Source organism: Corallococcus sp. AB032C, from assembly GCF_003668935.1.
Classification (GTDB): Bacteria; Myxococcota; Myxococcia; order Myxococcales; family Myxococcaceae; genus Corallococcus; species Corallococcus exiguus.
In genome coordinates this window covers 143,956-161,482 of the sequence record NZ_RAWP01000005.1, presented here as the reverse complement: position 1 = coordinate 161,482, position 17,527 = coordinate 143,956, and the positions used below count along the sequence as shown (strand labels likewise).

6 protein-coding genes are annotated in these 17,527 nt (G+C 71.4%); all 6 read left to right on the top strand.

Annotated features, from left to right (window positions below; all coding sequences use genetic code 11):
• Positions 1–35 precede the first annotated feature (35 nt).
• The 6 genes from cglF (at position 36) to D7X99_RS03315 (ending at position 17,429) form a co-directional block, all read left to right on the top strand.
• Entirely contained in the window at positions 36–302 is a 267-nt protein-coding gene (cglF, locus tag D7X99_RS03335) for an adventurous gliding motility protein CglF (protein ID WP_120576002.1), read from the top strand.
• 85 nt (positions 303–387) lie between these two features.
• A complete protein-coding gene (gene gltG, locus D7X99_RS03330) occupies positions 388–2,361 on the top strand; it encodes an adventurous gliding motility protein GltG (RefSeq protein ID WP_121776458.1) in 1,974 nt (657 codons plus the stop codon).
• A gap of 115 nt (positions 2,362–2,476) precedes the next feature.
• Positions 2,477–3,115, top strand: a complete 639-nt coding sequence (gene cglE, locus D7X99_RS03325; protein WP_120581664.1) for an adventurous gliding motility protein CglE — start codon at positions 2,477–2,479, stop codon at positions 3,113–3,115.
• 25 nt (positions 3,116–3,140) lie between these two features.
• On the top strand, positions 3,141–3,347 hold the full coding sequence (locus D7X99_RS44395; RefSeq protein ID WP_249346533.1) for a hypothetical protein: 207 nt from the start codon (positions 3,141–3,143) through the stop codon (positions 3,345–3,347).
• Entirely contained in the window at positions 3,314–5,047 is a 1,734-nt protein-coding gene (locus D7X99_RS03320; protein WP_169848637.1) for a DEAD/DEAH box helicase, read from the top strand. The genes D7X99_RS44395 and D7X99_RS03320 overlap by 34 nt, the downstream gene beginning before the upstream one ends.
• Positions 5,048–5,153: 106 nt before the next feature.
• The gene (locus D7X99_RS03315; RefSeq protein WP_121776449.1) at positions 5,154–17,429 is read left to right on the top strand and encodes a tetratricopeptide repeat protein; all 12,276 of its coding nucleotides are present in this window, start codon (positions 5,154–5,156) and stop codon (positions 17,427–17,429) included.
• Positions 17,430–17,527: the final 98 nt, after the last annotated feature.

Sequence of the window (17,527 nt, the reverse complement as noted above, 5' to 3'; positions counted from 1 at the left end):
CAGTGGGCCTTGGGAAGGCCCCACGTGGAGGCAGGATGCGGAAGTGGCTGATGCTGTTGGTGACGCTGTCGGTGGCCCCGGCCTTCGCCCAGGACGAGGGCGGCAAGGCGGCGGGTGAGGGTGGCGGCGCCAGGATGCAGAAGACGACCAGCGTCGACTTCGAGGACGACACCATTGAAGGTGACCTCACGAAGCCGGATGGCGAGTACGTCGAGGCGCGCAAGACCGTGAAGCACTCGAACCTCATCCGCATCCGCGAAGACTTCGAGGACAAGGTGATGCAGTCCGTGGGCGAGCTGTAATCCCCCCACCACGGATTGAATCGACGGCGGGAACCTTCCGCCGGCACCGTTGTCCAAGAGCGCCAAAGCCTACCGGGAGCCCTCCATGGCCGTACCCCTGACACTCAAGGTCTTCAAGGGCGACACGTTGGTCGCCTCCAAGGACTACGAGCGCGACATCATCAAGATTGGTCGTCTTTCCTCCGCGCACCTGTGCCTGGAGGACGACAAGGTCAGCCGCATCCACTCCGTCATCGAAGTTGCCGCCGACGGCTCCATGTCCATCATCGACATGGGCAGCGTCGAAGGCACCTACGTCAACGGCAAGCGCGTCAACAAGGGGCAGGTCTCCTTCGGTGACGAGGTCCGCGTGGGTGGCACCACCATCCGCCTGGAGAACCCGGCCGCTGTCGCCGCGGTGAACCTGGCCGCCGCCGTTGCCCAGGCGGATGCGCCCACGGACAAGAACCCCACTGTCGCGCCGGTGGCCCCCGCCGCAGCCATCGCGCAGGCCGTTGCCGCGCCCGCTCCGGTGGCCGCGACGCCCGCGCTCGCCGCGGCTCCGGCTCCCGTCGCCGCGCTGGATTCATCCGTCGCGCCCACGCAGAAGAACGCCGTGGCGCCCGCGCGGGCTCCCAAGGCCCCCAAGGCTCCGGAGGCGGACGACGCGCACGAGGAGCAGGAAGCCGCGCCGCGCGTGCGCACCGTGCGCAAGACGAAGTCCAACGGCCCGCAGGGCGTGTCGCTGCGCCTGCTCTGGGGTGACCAGCGCGTGGGCGAGTTCTTCGTGCCCCCCGGCGCGAAGAAGGCCTTCACGGTCGGCAGCGCCAAGGGCGTGGACTTCGTGATGGGCGACGCCAAGCTGGGCGCCCCCACCTTCGAGGTGCTGCGCACCGACGGCCAGTCCTTCACCGTGCGCTTCGCGCGCAAGATGAAGGGCGAGCTCACCCGCAAGGGCGAGACGCTGGACCTGGAAGCGGTGATGGAGTCCGGCAAGGCCTCCCAGGACGGTGACGCCTATGGCCTCACGCTGGAAGCGGACGACTTCGTCTGGGTGGACCTGGGCGGCCTCACGCTGGAGGCGCAGTTCCAGCCGGTGCCCAAGCGCGTCGCCGTGCCGGTGGGCGAGAACATCGACTACACGGCGCTCAACATCTTCCTGGTGATGTTCTTCATCGGCACCGCGTTCGTCATCCACTCCATGAACCAGAGTGGGGAAGGGGACGAGTACGCGGATGAGCTCGCGGGCAACGACGCGCGCATCGCGAAGCTGATCATCAAGGCTCCGGAGACCCAGAAGAACAAGTTCCTGGAGAAGCTGAACCAGCAGAAGGAGAAGAAGTCGGGCGAGATGGCCCAGAAGCAGCGCAACGACGAAGGTCAGATGGGCAAGAAGGACGCGCCCAAGACCAACAACCGCGCCGCGCCCAAGGGCGACCCGAACAAGAAGGACGAGGCGCGCGCCCTCACCGCGAAGATCTTCGGCGGTGGCAAGGGCGGCATCTCCACCATCTTCGGCAAGTCGGGCCTGGGCGGTGAGCTCAAGAGCGCCATGGGCAACATGTTCGGCGCCAAGGCGGGCGACGCGGGCGGCTTCGGCGGCATGGGCCTGCGCGGCAGCGGCGGCGGTGGCGGCGGCACCGGTGACAGCATCGGCATCGGCGGCATCGGCACCAAGGGCCGTGGCGGCGGCAGCGGCAGCTACGGCACCGGCGTGGGCACGCTCGGCGGCAAGCAGAGCGTGGACGTGGGCATCACCTCGTCGGATCCGGAAGTGATGGGCTCGCTGGACAAGGAGCTCATCCGCCAGGTCATCCAGCGCAACCGCGGGCAGATCCGCTACTGCTACGAGAGCCTGCTCAACCGCTTCCCCAAGCTGGGCGGCAAGGTCTCCGTGAAGTTCGTCATCAGCGCCAACGGCTCGGTGGCCACGTCCAACGTCGCGCAGTCCACGGCGGGCAACTCGGACCTGGAGACCTGCGTGGCCGGCCGCGTGCGCACCTGGAAGTTCCCGGAGCCCAAGGGTGGAGGCTCCGTGATCGTCACCTACCCGTTCATCTTCAAGCAGGCCGGTGACTGACGTAGAATCAACACATCCGTTTCCCGCGCGGGCGGTCCTGTTCTCAGGGCTGCCCGCTTCTTCACTTCAACCTCCCGCCCCCGCGGGAGGACTGCCCCCCACCAGGCCGCCCTCCATGCAGAAAGTCCTTGCTCCTCTTGCCCTGAGCGCCGCGCTCCTCATCCCCGCGATGGCGGGCGCCCAGGACACCCCCAGCGCCGGTTCCGCGATGCAGGACCGGCCCGCGGTGACCTTCAACGAGGTCGAGCGCGGTGTGTACTTCGGCGTGTACGGCGGTCCGTCGTGGATCACGAACCCGCCCGCGGACTCCGGCCCGCGGCCCTTCTCCTCTGGCCAGATGGCCCAGGTGGAGCTGGGCGTGGACCTGGGTGAGCGCCTGTCCCTGGGCGTCTTCTTCATGGGCTCCGCCAACCGCGCGGGCGCCGAATACGTCGGCTACTCGCAGGGCGCCGCGTCCGGTGACTTCACCATGCTGGTTCCTGGCGCCGTGCTGCGCGCCCGCCTGGTGGGCTTCGCCGACAGCCAGGAGGTCAAGCGCACCTGGATTTACGCCCGTGCCGGCGTGGGCTACGCGATGTTCTCTCCCAAGAAGCTCCTCCCCGATTCCGACATTCTTGTGTTTGCCGGGCCCGGAGTGGAGTACTACACGCGGCTGCGCCACTTCTCGGTGGGGCTGGAGGTCGTGGGGAACTACCTCGCCTCCAAGGGCGCCTTCGGGTTCGCGGTGGCGCCCAACATTCGCTACGCGTTCTAGCGGGAGATTCACGTGGCTCAGGAGAATGGAAGCGGTGGATCGCGTCCGGGTGGACGCGGTCCGAACGGGGGCGCGCCGGGCCAGGGGCCCCGTCGTGACGGACCGGGAGGCTTCGGAGGTCGTGGCGGTCCTGGCGGTGGCCGGGGTGAAGGGCGCGGCCGGGGTGAAGGCCGTGGCCGTGATCGCGACGCGGGCCCGGTGGGGCCTGGACAGCGCGTCATCGCCGAGCTGAGCGTCCTGGAGAAGGCTCTCTCCAAGAACGACTTCACGGCGGAGAAGGGTCCGCTGGAGGCCATTGTCCGCTCGCTGCGGACCATGAACCTCAAGTCGTTGGAGGACCTGGACCTCAACACGCGTGGCCGCCTCATCACCACGCTCCTGCGCGTGCAGCGCCAGTCCAAGCCGGCCCTGCCGGAAGCGGGCGCGGAAGCCGCGGCACCGGAAGCGGGCGCCACCACCGAAGCAGCGCCCACGGAGGCTCCGGCCGCCGAGGCTGCTGCTCCGGCCGAGGGTGCCGAGTCGACCGAAGGTGCCGAGTCGGCCGAAGGGAGCGCGCCCGCCGAGGCCGCCCCGTCGAAGCCGGCCGTGGACCCCGCGAAGGAGAAGTTCGACGGCTGGGTGGACGTGATGTCGCTGGTGGGCCGTGTCTGGCGCGCCGCGGGCGACGCGGACCGTTCCCAGGCGGCCTTCACGCTCAGTGGCCGTGAGCCGACGGCGGAGGCCTCGGCCCCGGCCCGTGAGGAGCGCGCCGAGCGTCCTCCTCGCGGTGACCGTCCGGAGCGCGGCGAGCGCCGGGACCGGGGTGAGCGCGGTGAGCGTCCTCCCCGCGGCGAGCGTCCGGAGCGCGGCGCGGCCGGTGAGCGGCGCGAGCGTCCTCCCCGGGCCGAGCGCCCCGAGCGTGGCGAGCGTCCTCCGCGCGGTGAGCGCCCCGAGCGCGCGCCGATGCCGGAGCTGACGGGCGACTGGAAGGAGCAGGCGACCCAACTGGAAGGCATGGGCCGCACGCGCGACGCGGCGCGCCTGTACGAGCGCAACAACGGCTTCGCGGATGCCACCCGGCTGTTCGAGGCGGGCGGTGACCTGAAGAGCGCGCTGCGTACGGCGCTGTCCGGCCAGGACAACGACGCTGCCCGCCGCCTCGTGAGCACGCTGCCCGCGGATCAGATCGGCCCCACGCTGGAGAAGGCCGGCGCGTACGAGCTGCTCATGGAGCACTACGTCGCCAAGGCCGACTTCGAGAACGTCGCACGCCTCTACGAGCGCGCGCGGCAGTTCGACCAGGCGGGCCTGGCGTACGAGCGCGCGAACAAGCTGACCCTGGCGCGCAAGGCGTACGAGCGCGCCCGGGACCTGGTTGGCGCCAACCGCATCCGGGGCCTGGAGGTGAAGGCCCTGGTGGATCGCGGCGACCGTCTGGGCGCGGCGACCCTGCTGGTGGCCGTGGGCCAGCGGCGCGAGGCGGTGGAGGTGCTGAGCCCCCTGCCTCCTCCGAAGGCGTTCCACTTCATGCAGCGGCTCACCCTGGAGGATGAGGCCAAGGAGCTCGCGAAGCGCGAGCTGGCCCGCGCCGAACAGGAGCAGAAGCCCGCCGGCCGCGCCCGGTGGCTAGAGCTGCTGGGTGACATCGCCGCCGCCGCGGAGACGTGGACGCAGGCGGGCCGCAAGGACAAGGCGCTGCCCCTCTACGAGAAGCTCGGTGGGGAGCACCTGCCCCGCGCCGCGCAGCTCGCGGAGGAGCTGCAGCAGCGTGACAAGGCCATCGCCCTGTACACGCAGCTCAACGACAGCGCCGGCGTGGAGCGCGCGAAGGCCCTCCCCGAGGCCCCCGTGACGCCTCCCGCAGGCAGCCAGCCGGAAGCCGGTGACGACGCTGATTCCGCGGAGTCGCCGACGGAAAATGCTTCCTCGGCTGGCGAGCAAGAAGGCCAATAATTCCCGCCGGTTGACGGGTTTTGCATGATTGCCCGGGGGCGCCCGCGGCCGGTACACTCCGGTCGCTGGCGCCCTCGTTTCATTCCCCCTTTGGCCAACGAGCATCATGGAACAGCCTTCCACCCCTGCGCGTCCCACGCTGCGTGTGACCGATGACCGCTCCTTCGTTGAGACCGAAGCGGCCCTGGAGAAGACGGGCCGGGTCGAGGAGCTGATCCGCCTGTACGAGGGGCGCTCGCGGGACGTTCCGACGGAGGAGGCGGCGCGCCTCTTGTGCCGCGCGGCGGAGCTGGCACACGAGCGTCAGCGCAACGCTCCGCGCGCGGAGGATCTGCTCAAGCGTGCGTTGCTGGTCGCGAAGGACCCGATGCCCGCGCTGCGCGGTCTCAAGCGACTGCATGAGATCCGCCAGGACTCGTCGTCATTGGTGGACGTGCTGGAGCGGCTGGGCGCCGCGACGCAGGGCGAGGAGAGCGCGGGCCACTACCTGAAGGCCGCGGACCTCTACGAGCAGAAGCTCTTCCGGCGAGACCGCGCGGTGCTGTGCCTGCAGCGCGCGGCGCGAGTGAAGCCGGACCGCGCGACGTTCCGGCGCGTGCGCCAGCTGCTGCTGTCCGAGGAGCGCTTCCAGCCGGCGTTCGAAGCGCTGCAGCGTGAGCGCGCGGCGCTGGGCGACGCGGGCATGGCGGAGGAGTACGCCGCGCTCGCGGAGCGGCTGGTGGACGACCCCACCGAGCACGCGCTGGCGCAGCAGGTGTTGGACGTGGCGCGTGAGCTGGATCCGCAGAACGCGCGCGCGGAGAAGGCCGCTCGCGCGATGCAGCGCTTCGAGCAGGTGTGGCGCGACAAGGTCCGCATGCTGCGCGGCATGTCGCTGGAGGAGCGCGACCGCAAGAGCGCCGCGCGCCTGTCGCTGCTCGTGGCGAAGCTGTTCGCCTGGTACGACCCGGGCTCCGCCGCCAAGGTGAAGGAGGCGTTGGATCGCTGCTTCCTGCTGTGGCCGGGCATGCCGGAAGCGCTGACGCTCATCGAGCGGATGGCGGGGCGCGCGGGCGATTACGGACCGGCGCTCGCGCAGCTGGAGGCGATGGCGGGCGAGGCGCGCGACCGCACGGCGCAGGTGGACCTGTGGCTGCGCGTGGGCACGGTGAAGCTGGGCCGGATGAACGACGCGGCCGGTGCGCTGGCCGCCTTCGAGAAGGCCGTGGCGGCGGATGCGTCGCGCGCGGACGCGGCCAGCCTGGCGGCGGAGCTGATGCTGGGCCAGGAGCGCTACGCGGACGCGGTGGCCACGCTGGAGCGCTACCTGGGCACGGTGAAGGACCGCTCGCAGCAGGCCAGCCTGCGCCTGCGCCTGGCGGACCTGTGCATGCAGCAGCTGCAGGACGCGGACGCGTCGCGCGCGCACCTGGAGGCGGCGCTCAAGCTGGAGCCCACCAACGCGCTCGCGGCCTTCCAACTGTCGCGCCTGCTGGCGGAGGACGAGAAGCTGGACGACGTTCTGCCGCTCCTGGAGCTGGCCATGCTCGCCCCGCGTCCGCGCGCCGAGCGCGTGGCGTTCTGCGAAGCGCTGGCGCTGATGTTCGAAGAGCAGGAGAACGAGCGAGGCGCTTTCGAGGTGCTGGCGCGCGCGCTGGAGCTGGAGCCGGGGCGGCCGCTGCTGCTCAACACGGTGGTGGAGCACGCGGAGAAGGCCAACGCGCAGCCGGCGCTGGCGCACGCGCTCTTGCGCGCGGCGCAGGGGGCGACGCCTCCGGCCGTGGCGGTGGCGCTGTGGCGGCACCTGGCGCAGCTGCTCCAGGGCCCGTTGGCGGACCCCGTGCGGGCGGAAGCGGCGTGGCGCGAGGTGCTCTCGCGCGTGCCGGGAGACACCGCGGCGAGCGAGGCGGTGAAGTCGCTGCAGGCGGCGGCGGCGCTGGCGGATGATCCGAAGACGCGGTTGGAGACGGACATCGCCCGGCGCGAGGCGGCTGGTGCCTCGCCCGTGGAGCTGGAGCCGTTCGTGCGTCAGTGGGTGCAACTGGCGCCCGAGGACACGCAGCCGGTGCAGCGGCTCCAGACGTTGTGCGTGGCGCTGTCGAAGTTCGAGGAGGCGGCGGCGCTGGCGGGGAAGCTGGCGACGCTCTCCGAGTCGCAGCTGGAGCGCAACGAGTGGACCGCGCGGCAGGCGAAGCTGTACGCGGAGCGGCTGAACCGCCAGGAGGACGCGGCGGACCTGTTCCTCGCGCTGCTGGCGGAGAACGTGTCCACGGGCGTGGTGGTGGGCGGCCTGGAGCGGCTGGCGGCCGGAGGCGTGCGCACGGTCGCGCTGACCGAGGCCCTGGCGAACCACTACGGACGCACGGGCGACCACCAGCGGCAGGTGGCGGCGCTCCAGCAGCAGCTGGAAGCCACGACGGATGCGCCCACGCGCAAGCGGTTGCTGACGGTGCTGGCCGGCATCCACGAGAAGCAGCTCGCGGACAGCCGCGCGGCGTTCGACACGCGGCTGCGCATGGTGCGCGAGGAGCCGAAGGACGAGTCGGGACGCGCTGAGACGGCGCGCCTGGCGCGCGACCTGTCCGCGCACGCGGAGCTGGGCCGCGTGCTGCGCACGCTCGCCACCGAGTCCGAGGACCCCGTCCTCGCCGTGCAGCTGCTCTCCGAGGCGTCGGTGCTGGCGGAAGAGGGCGGTATGGCGGCGGAGGCCATCACCGCGCTGGAGGCCGCGCTGGCGCGCTCGCCCGAGTCGCCGCAGGTGCTCCAGCGCCTCGTGCGGCTGTACGGGCGCGCGGGTCGCTCCGCGGACGCGGAGACGCTGCTGCGCAAGCGCATCCACGCCACGCGTGGGCCGGAGCGTTTGGACCTGCTCCTGCGGCTCGTGGACCTGAACGTGGAGCTGGGCCGTCCGCAGCAGGCCGCCGAAGCGCTCCAGTCCGCCATCACGCATGGCGGCGAGGAGGGCCGGCACCTGCCGCGCCTGGCGGAGCTCTACGAGAAGGCCGGCATGCAGCGCGAGCTGGGGGACACCCTGGCGCGGATGATCGGCCTGGCGGAGACGGCCGGTGACGCGGACCACGTGTCGCGGCTGAAGCTGCGCCGCGCGCAGTTGCTGCAGGGCTCACAGGACGGCGGCGCGGAGGCGGTGCAGAGCTACGCGGACCTGCTGCGGCAGCGTCCGTCGGATCCGGACGCGCTCTCGGCGCTGGAGGCGATGCTGGCCTCGGGCTCTTCGCGTGAGGCGGCGGCGCGCGCGCTGATTCCTGCGTACGAGCGCACGAAGGAGCACCGCAAGCTGGTGGCGACGCTGGACGTGCTCTCGGAGGTGGCTCGCGACGACACCGGTCGGGTGCAGGCGCTGCGTCACGCGGCCCAGGTGCACCTGGCGCACCTGCGGCAGCCGGAGCTGGCGTTCGCGGCGCTCGCGCGGGCGCTGCGTCTGGCGCCGTCGGACGCGGGCCTCCGGGCCGCCGCGCGTCAGGCCGCGGAGGACGCGGACTCGCTCGACAGCTTCGCGGAGATCCTCTCCGAGCTGACGGAGGAGGGCGACGTGGGCCCCGCGCGCGCGGCGCTGCTGCGCGAGCTGGCCGAAGTGCAGGAGAAGAAGCTCGACGACCGGCCCGGCGCGGTGAAGGCGCTGCGCGCGCTGTTGGAGCTGGAGCCGGGCAACCTCGACAGCCTGCGGGCGTTGCAGCGGTTGCACCGCGCGGGCGAGGAGTGGGCGGCGCTGGCGGAGGTGCTGGAGAAGCTGGCGGCGGCCATCCAGGAGCCCGCGGATCAGCTCGTGTGTCTGCGCGAGGCCGCGCTGCTGCACGAGGCGAAGCTCACCGACAAGGAGAGCGCGGCGTCCGCGTGGCGCGCCATCGCGGAGCGCGACCCGGCGCAGCGCGAGGCCGCCACGGCGCTGGACCGCCTCTACACGGACCTCAACCGTCCCAAGGACCTGGCGTGGACGCTCACGCTGCGGCGCAACCAGGAGGGCCAGAGCCCGCAGGGGCGTGAGGTGTCCTTCCGCCTGGCGGAGCTGCTGCGCACGGTGCTGGACGACGCCAACGCGGCGCTCGGCCTCTACAAGCGCATCCTCACCGAGGACCCCGGCCACCCGGGCGCGAGGGCCGCGCTGGAGGCCTGGGTGAAGGCGGCCGTGCCCATGAGCGGCGCGGCGCTGGAGGTGCTGGACAAGGTGCTCGCGCAGGTGGGCGACCATGCCCGCCGCGTGGCGCTGCGCGAGACGCGGATGGAGTCCGCGCTCACGGTGGAGAAGATCATCCTCGCCGGAGAGGTCCGCCGCATCTACGAGCGCGACATGCAGCAGCCGTCGCTCGCGTTCATGGCGTCGGTGAAGGCGTTCGCCAACGACCTGGACCGTGAAGGCGTGCGTCCGGACCTGGAGCGCCTGGCCCGCGATACGGGCAGCCACGAGGTGCTGGCGGAGATCTACGAGACCACCGCGGTGGAGCTCACCGCGGGAGACCCGGCGATGCTGGACCTGCTGCGCCGCGCGGCGGAGCTGCGTGAGAGCCTGGATCAGCCCGAGGAGGCCACGCGCCTCTGGAAGAACTTGCTGGCGGACGCGCCGCAGGACCGTCAGGCGCTGGAGGCGCTGTCCCGGCTCTACGAGAAGGGCCAGAACGCCAAGAGCCTGTCGGAGGTCTACGCCCGTCAGGCGCAGCTCTCCACCGACCCGGAGGCGCGGCTGGGCCTGCTGCTCAAGGCCGGCGAGGCCTACGCGAGCGCGGGTGAAGACGCGAAGGCCATCGAGGTCCTGCGCTCCGCGCTGGCGAACCGCAAGGTGCCCGAGGGGCTGCTGGCGCTCGACAAGCTGTACGCGAAGACGCGCCACTTCGTGGAGCAGGCGGACGTGTTGGATCAGCTCGCGGAGCTCGCGCCGGACGAGCCCGGGCGCCGCGCGTACCTGCTGCGCCGCGCGCAGTTGCTGGAGAAGGAAGTCGGTCCCACCGAAGCGCTGCCGGTGTACCGCCGGCTGCTGGAGCTGTCGCCGGGCGACGGCCAGGTGGTGGCGGGCCTGGAGCGCCTGCTCGCGCACGACGGGCCCCGCCTGGAGGCGGCGCGTTTGCTGGAGCCTGTCTACCGCGGGCTCAACGACACGCGGAAGCTGGTGGACGTGCTGGAGGTGCTCCTGCCGGGCGTTCCGCCGGAGAAGCGCCTGGAGCGGCTGCAGGAGATCGCCGTCCTTCGCGAGGGCCTGGGACAGACGTCGCTGGCCTTCGTCGCGCGTCTGCGCGCGTTCAACGAGCAGCCCGCGGAAGCCGGCGTGCGCGACGAGCTGGAGCGGCTCGCGGCGGACTCGGGCTCCTTCGAGGAGGTGGCGGCGGCCTACGAGGATCAGCTGGAGCGAGACCCCGCGGAGCCCCTGGCGGGCGACCTGTGGCGGCGGCTGGCGGCCATCTACGACAACCGCCTGAAGCGCTACGACCTGGCGGTGCGCGCCCTGGAGCAGGTGAGCCGGCGCGACCCGATGAACAAGCCGGTGCTGGAGGCCATCGCCCGAGTGCACCGCCGCACGGGGGCGCACCGGGAGCTGGCGCTCGTCATGCGCCGGCAGGTGTCCGCGGAGGTGAGTCCGGCCTCGCAGATCAACCTGCTCTTCGAGCTGGCGCACCTGGCCGAGGAGACGCTGGCGGACAAGTCGCTGGCGGCGCAGGCGTACCGCGAAGTCCTGGAGCGCCGTCCGGAGAACGCCAACGCACTGAAGCTCCTGGGCCGCGTGCTCGCGGACATGGAGCGCTGGGCGGAGCTCGCGCAGCACGTCGAGCGTGAAATCCAGATGGCGGACGCACGCGACGCGCAGGAAGAGGCGTCCGACCTGCGCGTGCGCCTGGGCCGGTTGAAGGTTTCGCGCCTGGATGATCCGCGAGGCGCGCTGGAGCTGTACCAGGCGGTGCTCGCGCGGCGTGCGGGACACCCGGGCGCGGTGGGCGCGTTGGAGGAGCTGGCGCGTTCGGAGAGCCCGCTGCGTGGCGCGGCGGCGAGTGCCCTGGAGCCCATCTTCGCTTCGGTGGGCAACCACCTGAAGCAGGTGGAGATGCTGGAGTCGCGCGCCTCCGCGGAGCCCGTGCCGCAGGAGCGGGCCGCGCTGCTGCGCCGCATCGCGGAGATCTACGCCAACGCGCTGGAGAACGCGGAGATGGGGTTCCTCTCCGCCACGCGCGCGCTGCGCGAGCTGCCGGAGGATCCGCGTTCGCTGGAGCTGTGCATCCAGCTGGTGGACAAGGCGGAGGCGCCCGAGGAGCTGTGCGCGGTGCTGACCGAGGTGGCCCCCAAGGCCAGCGACGCGGCCCGCGCGGAGCTGTACCGCGCGCTCGCCCGCATGCAGGTGGACCTGGGTGAGCCGGCGGAGGCGCTCCAGTCGTGGAAGCGCGTGCTGGAGCTCAAGCCCACGGACACCGAGGCGCTGGACGGCACCGCGCGGCTGGTGGCCTCGACGGGCCGTCCCTCGGAGCTGCTGGAGGTGCTGCGCCGTCAGCTCGCGCTGTCGGAGGAGCCGGCGCGTCGCGCGGCGGTGCTCCACCAGATTGGCGCGTTGCAGGAGGAGCAGCTCAAGGATCCGCTGGGCGCGCTGGCCACGTTCCGGCGCCTCCTGGAGCTGCAGCCGGACGACGCGGTGGCGCTCGCGCGCATGGACAGCCTCTGCCAGAAGCAGGAGCGCTGGCCGGAGCTCGCGGACGTCCTCGCGCGGCGCATCGCGCTGATGCCGCCGGAGGAGGGCCTGGAGCTGAAGTTCCGTCTGGCGACGGTGCGCGAGTCCAAGCTGCTCGACAAGGCGGGTGCGCTGTCGCTGTACGGCGAGGTGCTGTCCATGCAGCCCAACCACCCGGGCGCGGTGGGCCGCATGGAAGCCATCGTGGCGCGCGAGCCGCAGAACCTGCTCGCGGTGGAGACGCTGCTGCGCGCCTTCCGCGCGAGCGGTGACGTCATGCGGCTGGCGCAGCTGATTGAAACGCGCGTGGGCGTGTCGCCGGATGCCATCGAGCGCAAGCAACTGCTCGGCGAGCTGGCCACGCTGCGCGAGACGCAGGGCGAGAGCGAGCTGGCCTTCCTCGCGCTCTACCGCGGCTTCAAGGAAGACCCGAACGACAGCGAGGTCCGCCGCCGCCTGGAGAACGCCACCGACGTCGCGGGCAGCTACGACGAACTGGTGGTGCTCTACGAGGAGGCCCTGCCGCGCATCGCCGAGGCCGCCGACGCGGCCCAGGTGTGCCTCAAGCTGGGCCAGGTGCTGGAGACGCGCCTGCGCGACCCGGACCGCGCGGTGTCCTACTTCGAGCGTGCGCGCACGCTGCACACGTCGGTGCAGCAGAGCTCGCTCGTCGCGCTGGACCGCCTCTATCTGCACCTGGAGGCGTGGCCGGAGCTGGCCGGCGTGCTGGAGGCGCTGGCTTCCGGCGCGACCCAGGCCGCGGACAAGATCGGCTTCCTCTTCCGCCTGGGGCAGCTCTACCAGGAGCGGATGGACAGCCCGGACCGCGCCGCGGGGGCCTACGAGGCCATCCTCGCGTTGGATCCGTCGCACCTCGCCTCGGCGCGACTGCTGGAGGGCATCTACGAGGGCGCGGGCGCGTCCGAGAAGCTCTACGCCATCCTGAAGCTGCAGTCGGAGAAGGTCTCCGGCAGCGAGCGGGACCGCGTCCTGGGCAAGATGGCGCAGGTGTCGGCAGAGGGGCTGTCGGACCTGGGCCGCTCCATCGACCTGTACCGCGAGCTGCTGGCGAAGAACCCGCGCAACGAGCAGGTGTTCACCGCGCTGGAGTCGCTGTACGAGCGCGCGGGCCGTCCGCAGGACCTGAGGGAGATGCTCGAGGGCCGCCTGGCCATCACGCTGGATCCGCGTGAGGTGGTGCGCCTCAACGAGCGGCTGGGCCGCGTGGTGTACCGCCTGCTCAAGCAGCCGGACGCGGCGGTGCCGTTCTTCAAGGCGGCGCTGGACCGCGACGCGCGCCACCGTGGCGTGCTGGACACGCTGCGCGAGCTGTACGACGAGACGGGCCAGCGCGAGGAGCTGGTGGGGATCCTGCGCCGCCTCATCCCGCTGCAGGACAGCAGCGACGGCGTGAAGGCGCTCCGCCTGCGGATGGCGGAGGTGCTCGCGGGGATGGGCCGGCGAGAGGAGTCGCTGGACGCGGCCCGCCGCGCGCTGGAGGTGGAGCCGCACACCGTCTCCGACCTGGAGCGCGTGTACGCGCTGTCCGTGTCGCTGCGCGCGTGGAACGACGCCGTGCGCGCCCTGGAGCTCAAGGTCCAGGTGCACCTGGCGACCGAAGAGCGCGACCCGGCCATCGCCGCGTACTTCACGGTCGCGGACCTGTGGGAAGGGCAGGGCGGCAAGCCGGAGCTGTCCGCTGGCGCGCTGGAGAAGGTGCTGGAGCTCGACCCCGCCAACCGCACCGCCTACGAGCGCGTGTGCACGCTGTACCGCGCGAACAACGACTGGCGCGCGTACGCCACGGTGATGGACCGCTACATGCCCAACCTCGTCACGGACGAGGAGAAGATGGCGGTGCTGCGGGAGATCGCCCGGGTGCAGGAGGAGCGCCTGGGCCAGAAGGACGTGGCCTTCCTGGCGCTCTGCCGTGCGCTGCAGCTGGACGCGGCCGAGGACGCGCTGCGCGAAGAGGTGGAGCGCCTGGCGGACGAGACGGGCAGCCACGAGGAACTGGCGGCGGTCTACGAGGAGGTCGCGGACGAACTGCCCCGTGGCCCGCTCGCGGAGCGCATCTACGCCACGCTCGCGCGCATCCACGACTCGCGGCTGGATGATCCGCAGGCGGCGGAGGCCGCGTTCCGCAAGATCCTGGAGTTCGACCCCACCAACGCCACCGCGCTGGACGGGCTGGCGGCGGTGTTCCAGCGGCGCGGCCGCGACCGCGAGTACGTCGTCGCGCTGGAGCAGAAGCTGGAGGCGGCGGGCTCCATCGAGGCGCGCAAGGGCATCCTCAAGGAGATCGCCCGCGTCTGGGACGAGACGCTGGACGACCCCACGGAGGCGGCCAGCGCCCTGTTGCGCGCGCTGGAGCTGGAGCCGGACCTGGAGACGCTCGGCGTCCTCACGAAGCTCTACCGGCGTGGAAATGCGTTCCGCGACGTGGCCACCACGCTGCTCCGGGCCCGCGACCTCGCGGCGTCCAACGAGGAGCGTGCGCGCATCCAGGTGGAGGTGGCGACCGTCTACGAGCGCGACCTCAAGGACGACGAGTCCGCGGTCTCCGCGTTCCGCATGGCGCTGGAGTTCGACCCCTACAACCGCGAGGCGCTGGAGTCGCTGGAGCGGCTGCACACGCGGTTGGACCAGCCGGCGGACCTGCTCGCCATCTACGAGCGGATGCTGGAGCTGTCCCAGGACTACCGCGAGAAGGTCCGCGTGCTCTTCCGCAGCGCGACCATCTGGGAGGACACGTACCAGAACCCGGCCAACGCCGACGCGTGCGTGGAGGGCGTGCTCTCCATCGACCCGCAGAACGTGCCGGCCATCAAGTCCCTCATCCGGCTGCGCCGCGCGCAGTCCCGCTGGGAGGACCTCCTCCTCGCGTACGAGCGGCAGCTCTCGCTCACCACCAGCCCGCAGGAGCAGGCGGAGCTGTACGTGGAGATGGGCAACGTCCAGTACCAGAACCTCAAGGCCGTGGACCGCGCGGTGAACAGCTACCACGCGGCGCTCGCCACGGACCCCGACTCCCGTCAGGCGCTGCACGCCCTGGGCAACCTCTACGAGCGCAGCGGCAACTGGCCCTTCGCGTTGGAGATGCTCCAGAAGGAAGCGCAGGTCGTGGGCAGCGACCCGGTGGCGGTGGAGCTGTGGCACCGCCTGGGGAAGATCAACGAAGACATGCTCTCGGACATGTCGAGCGCGCGGAACGCGTACCAGCAGGCGCTCGCCATCGACCCGGGCCACCTGCCCACCATCCGCGCCCTCAAGGGCATCCAGGAGCAGGAGCAGGACTGGAGCGGCTACGAGCAGACGCTGCTGCAGGAAGCGCAGCAGACGGATGATCCATCCGCCAAGGGCAAGGCCCTGTTGGACGTCGCGCGCTACCACGCGGAGACGCGCGAGGACCGCGACACGGCCACGCCCTACTGGGAGGAGACGCTCAAGCACGTCCCGGACAGCCTGGATGCGGCGCGCCCGCTGGCGGACGTCTACATCGCGCGAGAGGACTGGTCGTCCGCGGAGCGGATGCTGGACATCGTCACGCGCAAGATGGCGGAGAAGGCCATGGCGGAGAAGGACCCCGCCATCGCGCAGGACCTCTGCCGCCAGCTCTACCGGCTGGGCTACGTGACGGAGAAGCTGGGCCGCCGCGACAAGGCCCTGTCCTCGTACGAGAAGGCCTACGGCCTGGACGCCACGTACCTGCCCTCGCTCGAGGGCTACGGCAACCTGCTGGTGCAGGCGAAGCGGTACGAGGACGCGCTCAAGGTCTTCCAGACCATCCTCATCCACCACCGCGAGGAGCTGACGGACCTGGAGGTCGTGGAGGTCTACTGGCAGCTGGGTGACGTGCACGCCGCGCTCGGCCAGACGGACCGCGCGCAGAACCACTTCGAGAAGGCGCTCACCATCGACCCGCAGCACGAGCAGACGCTGCGTGCGCTGGTGACGTTGATGGACAAGGCGGGCAACTTCGACAAGTCCGCGGAGCTGCGTCAGGAGCTCGTCAACGGCCTGGAGGGCGAGGCCAAGGTCAAGGTCTACCTGGAGCTGGGCCGCATCGCGCGCGACGAGCTGCACGACCCGTACATGGCCATCGACGCGTTCACCGGCGCTCTCAAGACGCAGCCGGACTCGCCGGAGGTGATGGACGCGCTCTACCGGCTGCTGCGCGAGACGCGTCAGGGCCAGAAGGCCGCGGACGTGCTGGGCCGCATGCTGGCGCTGCCCGCGCTCGCCCTGGAGCCGCACAAGGCCAAGCGAGTGTGGTTCGCACTCGGCGAGATCCGCCGCGACGAGCTGAAGGACGTGGAGGGCGCGACACAGGCCTTCAACGCCGCGCTCGACCTGGACCACCGCTTCGTGGAGGCCTTCAGCGCGCTGGAGGCGATGCTCGGCGGCGCCCGCCAGTGGAAGGTGCTGGAGGAGAACTACACCCGCATGCTCGCGCGTCTGCCCAAGACGCCGGACACGCACCCGGCGCGCATGACGCTGTGGCGCGCGCTGGGCGACCTGTACCTCCAGGTGCTCAAGCATCCGGAAGGCGCGGTGGCCGCCTACGGCGTCGCGGCGAAGGGCCTGCCGGACGACGCCTCCATCCAGGAGACGTTCGCGGAGGTCGCGGGCCAGATGCCGGGCCGCGAGGAAGAGGCCATCGTGGCGCTGCGCCGCGCGCTGCCAAACACGCAGAATCCGCGCAAGGTGGTGGGCCACCTGGTGCGGCTGTCCGCGGTGCGCAAGGACTACGACACCGCATGGCTCGCCGCGCAGGCGGTGTCGGGCCTCCTGGGCGAGGCGGGCGAGGACGAGCAGGAGATCCTCACCAAGCTGGGGCCCTACGCGAAGAAGAAGGAACTGGCGCAGCGTCCGCTGACGGACCGGCTGTGGCAGACCGCGCTCTTCCACCCGAAGGTGCGCGGCCCGCTGTCGGAGCTGCTGGGCCTGCTCTTCGAGAAGGCGGGACACCTGTACGCGGTGCCCTTCCCGCAGTACCAACTGGTGCCCAAGCGCCACCGCATCGACGTGGCGACGGCGCAGGAGTACCACGTCAACCACTACCGCTACGTCGCGCGGCTCTTCGGCATGGAGGCGGTGGAGCTGTACTCGCCCTTCCTCGTGGCCACGCGCGAGCGGCTGGCGAAGCGCTCCAACGAACCGGCCCCCGAGCCGCTCGTGAACGTGGATCTGCTCCAGACGCATCCCGCGTGTGTGCGTGTGGGCGGCAAGTACTTCGCGGAGCAGGGGCAGAAGGAGGTGTACTACCTCCTGGGTCGTACCCTGGCCCTGGCCCGCGCGGAGCTGGCGTTCAGCCAGCGCGTCGCGCCCGAGCGGCTGGAGGCCGTGGTACAGGCCGCGCTCAGCCTGGTGGTGGGCAACGTGCGCTACACGGTGGATCCGCGACTGGTGGATGTGGAGCGGCAGCTGCTCCAGAAGAGCCTGAGCGAGCCGGACCGGGCCGCCCTGGCGAAGGTGGCGAGGGCCTACCTGCCCACGGCGACGCCGCAGGATGTGCGCACGTGGCTGGAGGGCGCGGAACTCACCGCGTCGCGCGCGGGCCTCTTCGCCGCGGGCGAGCTGGAGCCCGTTCGCCGCATGGTGCAGGGCGAGACGGGGTCTTCCTTCCGCGTCGCCCCGCGCACCAAGCTGCGGGAGTTGCTGGTGTTCGCCACCTCCGAGGACCTGCACGAGCTGCGTGTGGCCGTTGGCACACACGTCGAGGTCCAGGTGCGAAAGTAGGGCCCTCAGACCTCAACGAGGGTTCATGCGTTGAAAGCAGGCGGGCGTTCAAGGCAGGTGTCCTTGATCTCCGCCGGTGGCCACTTCTACGATTCAGA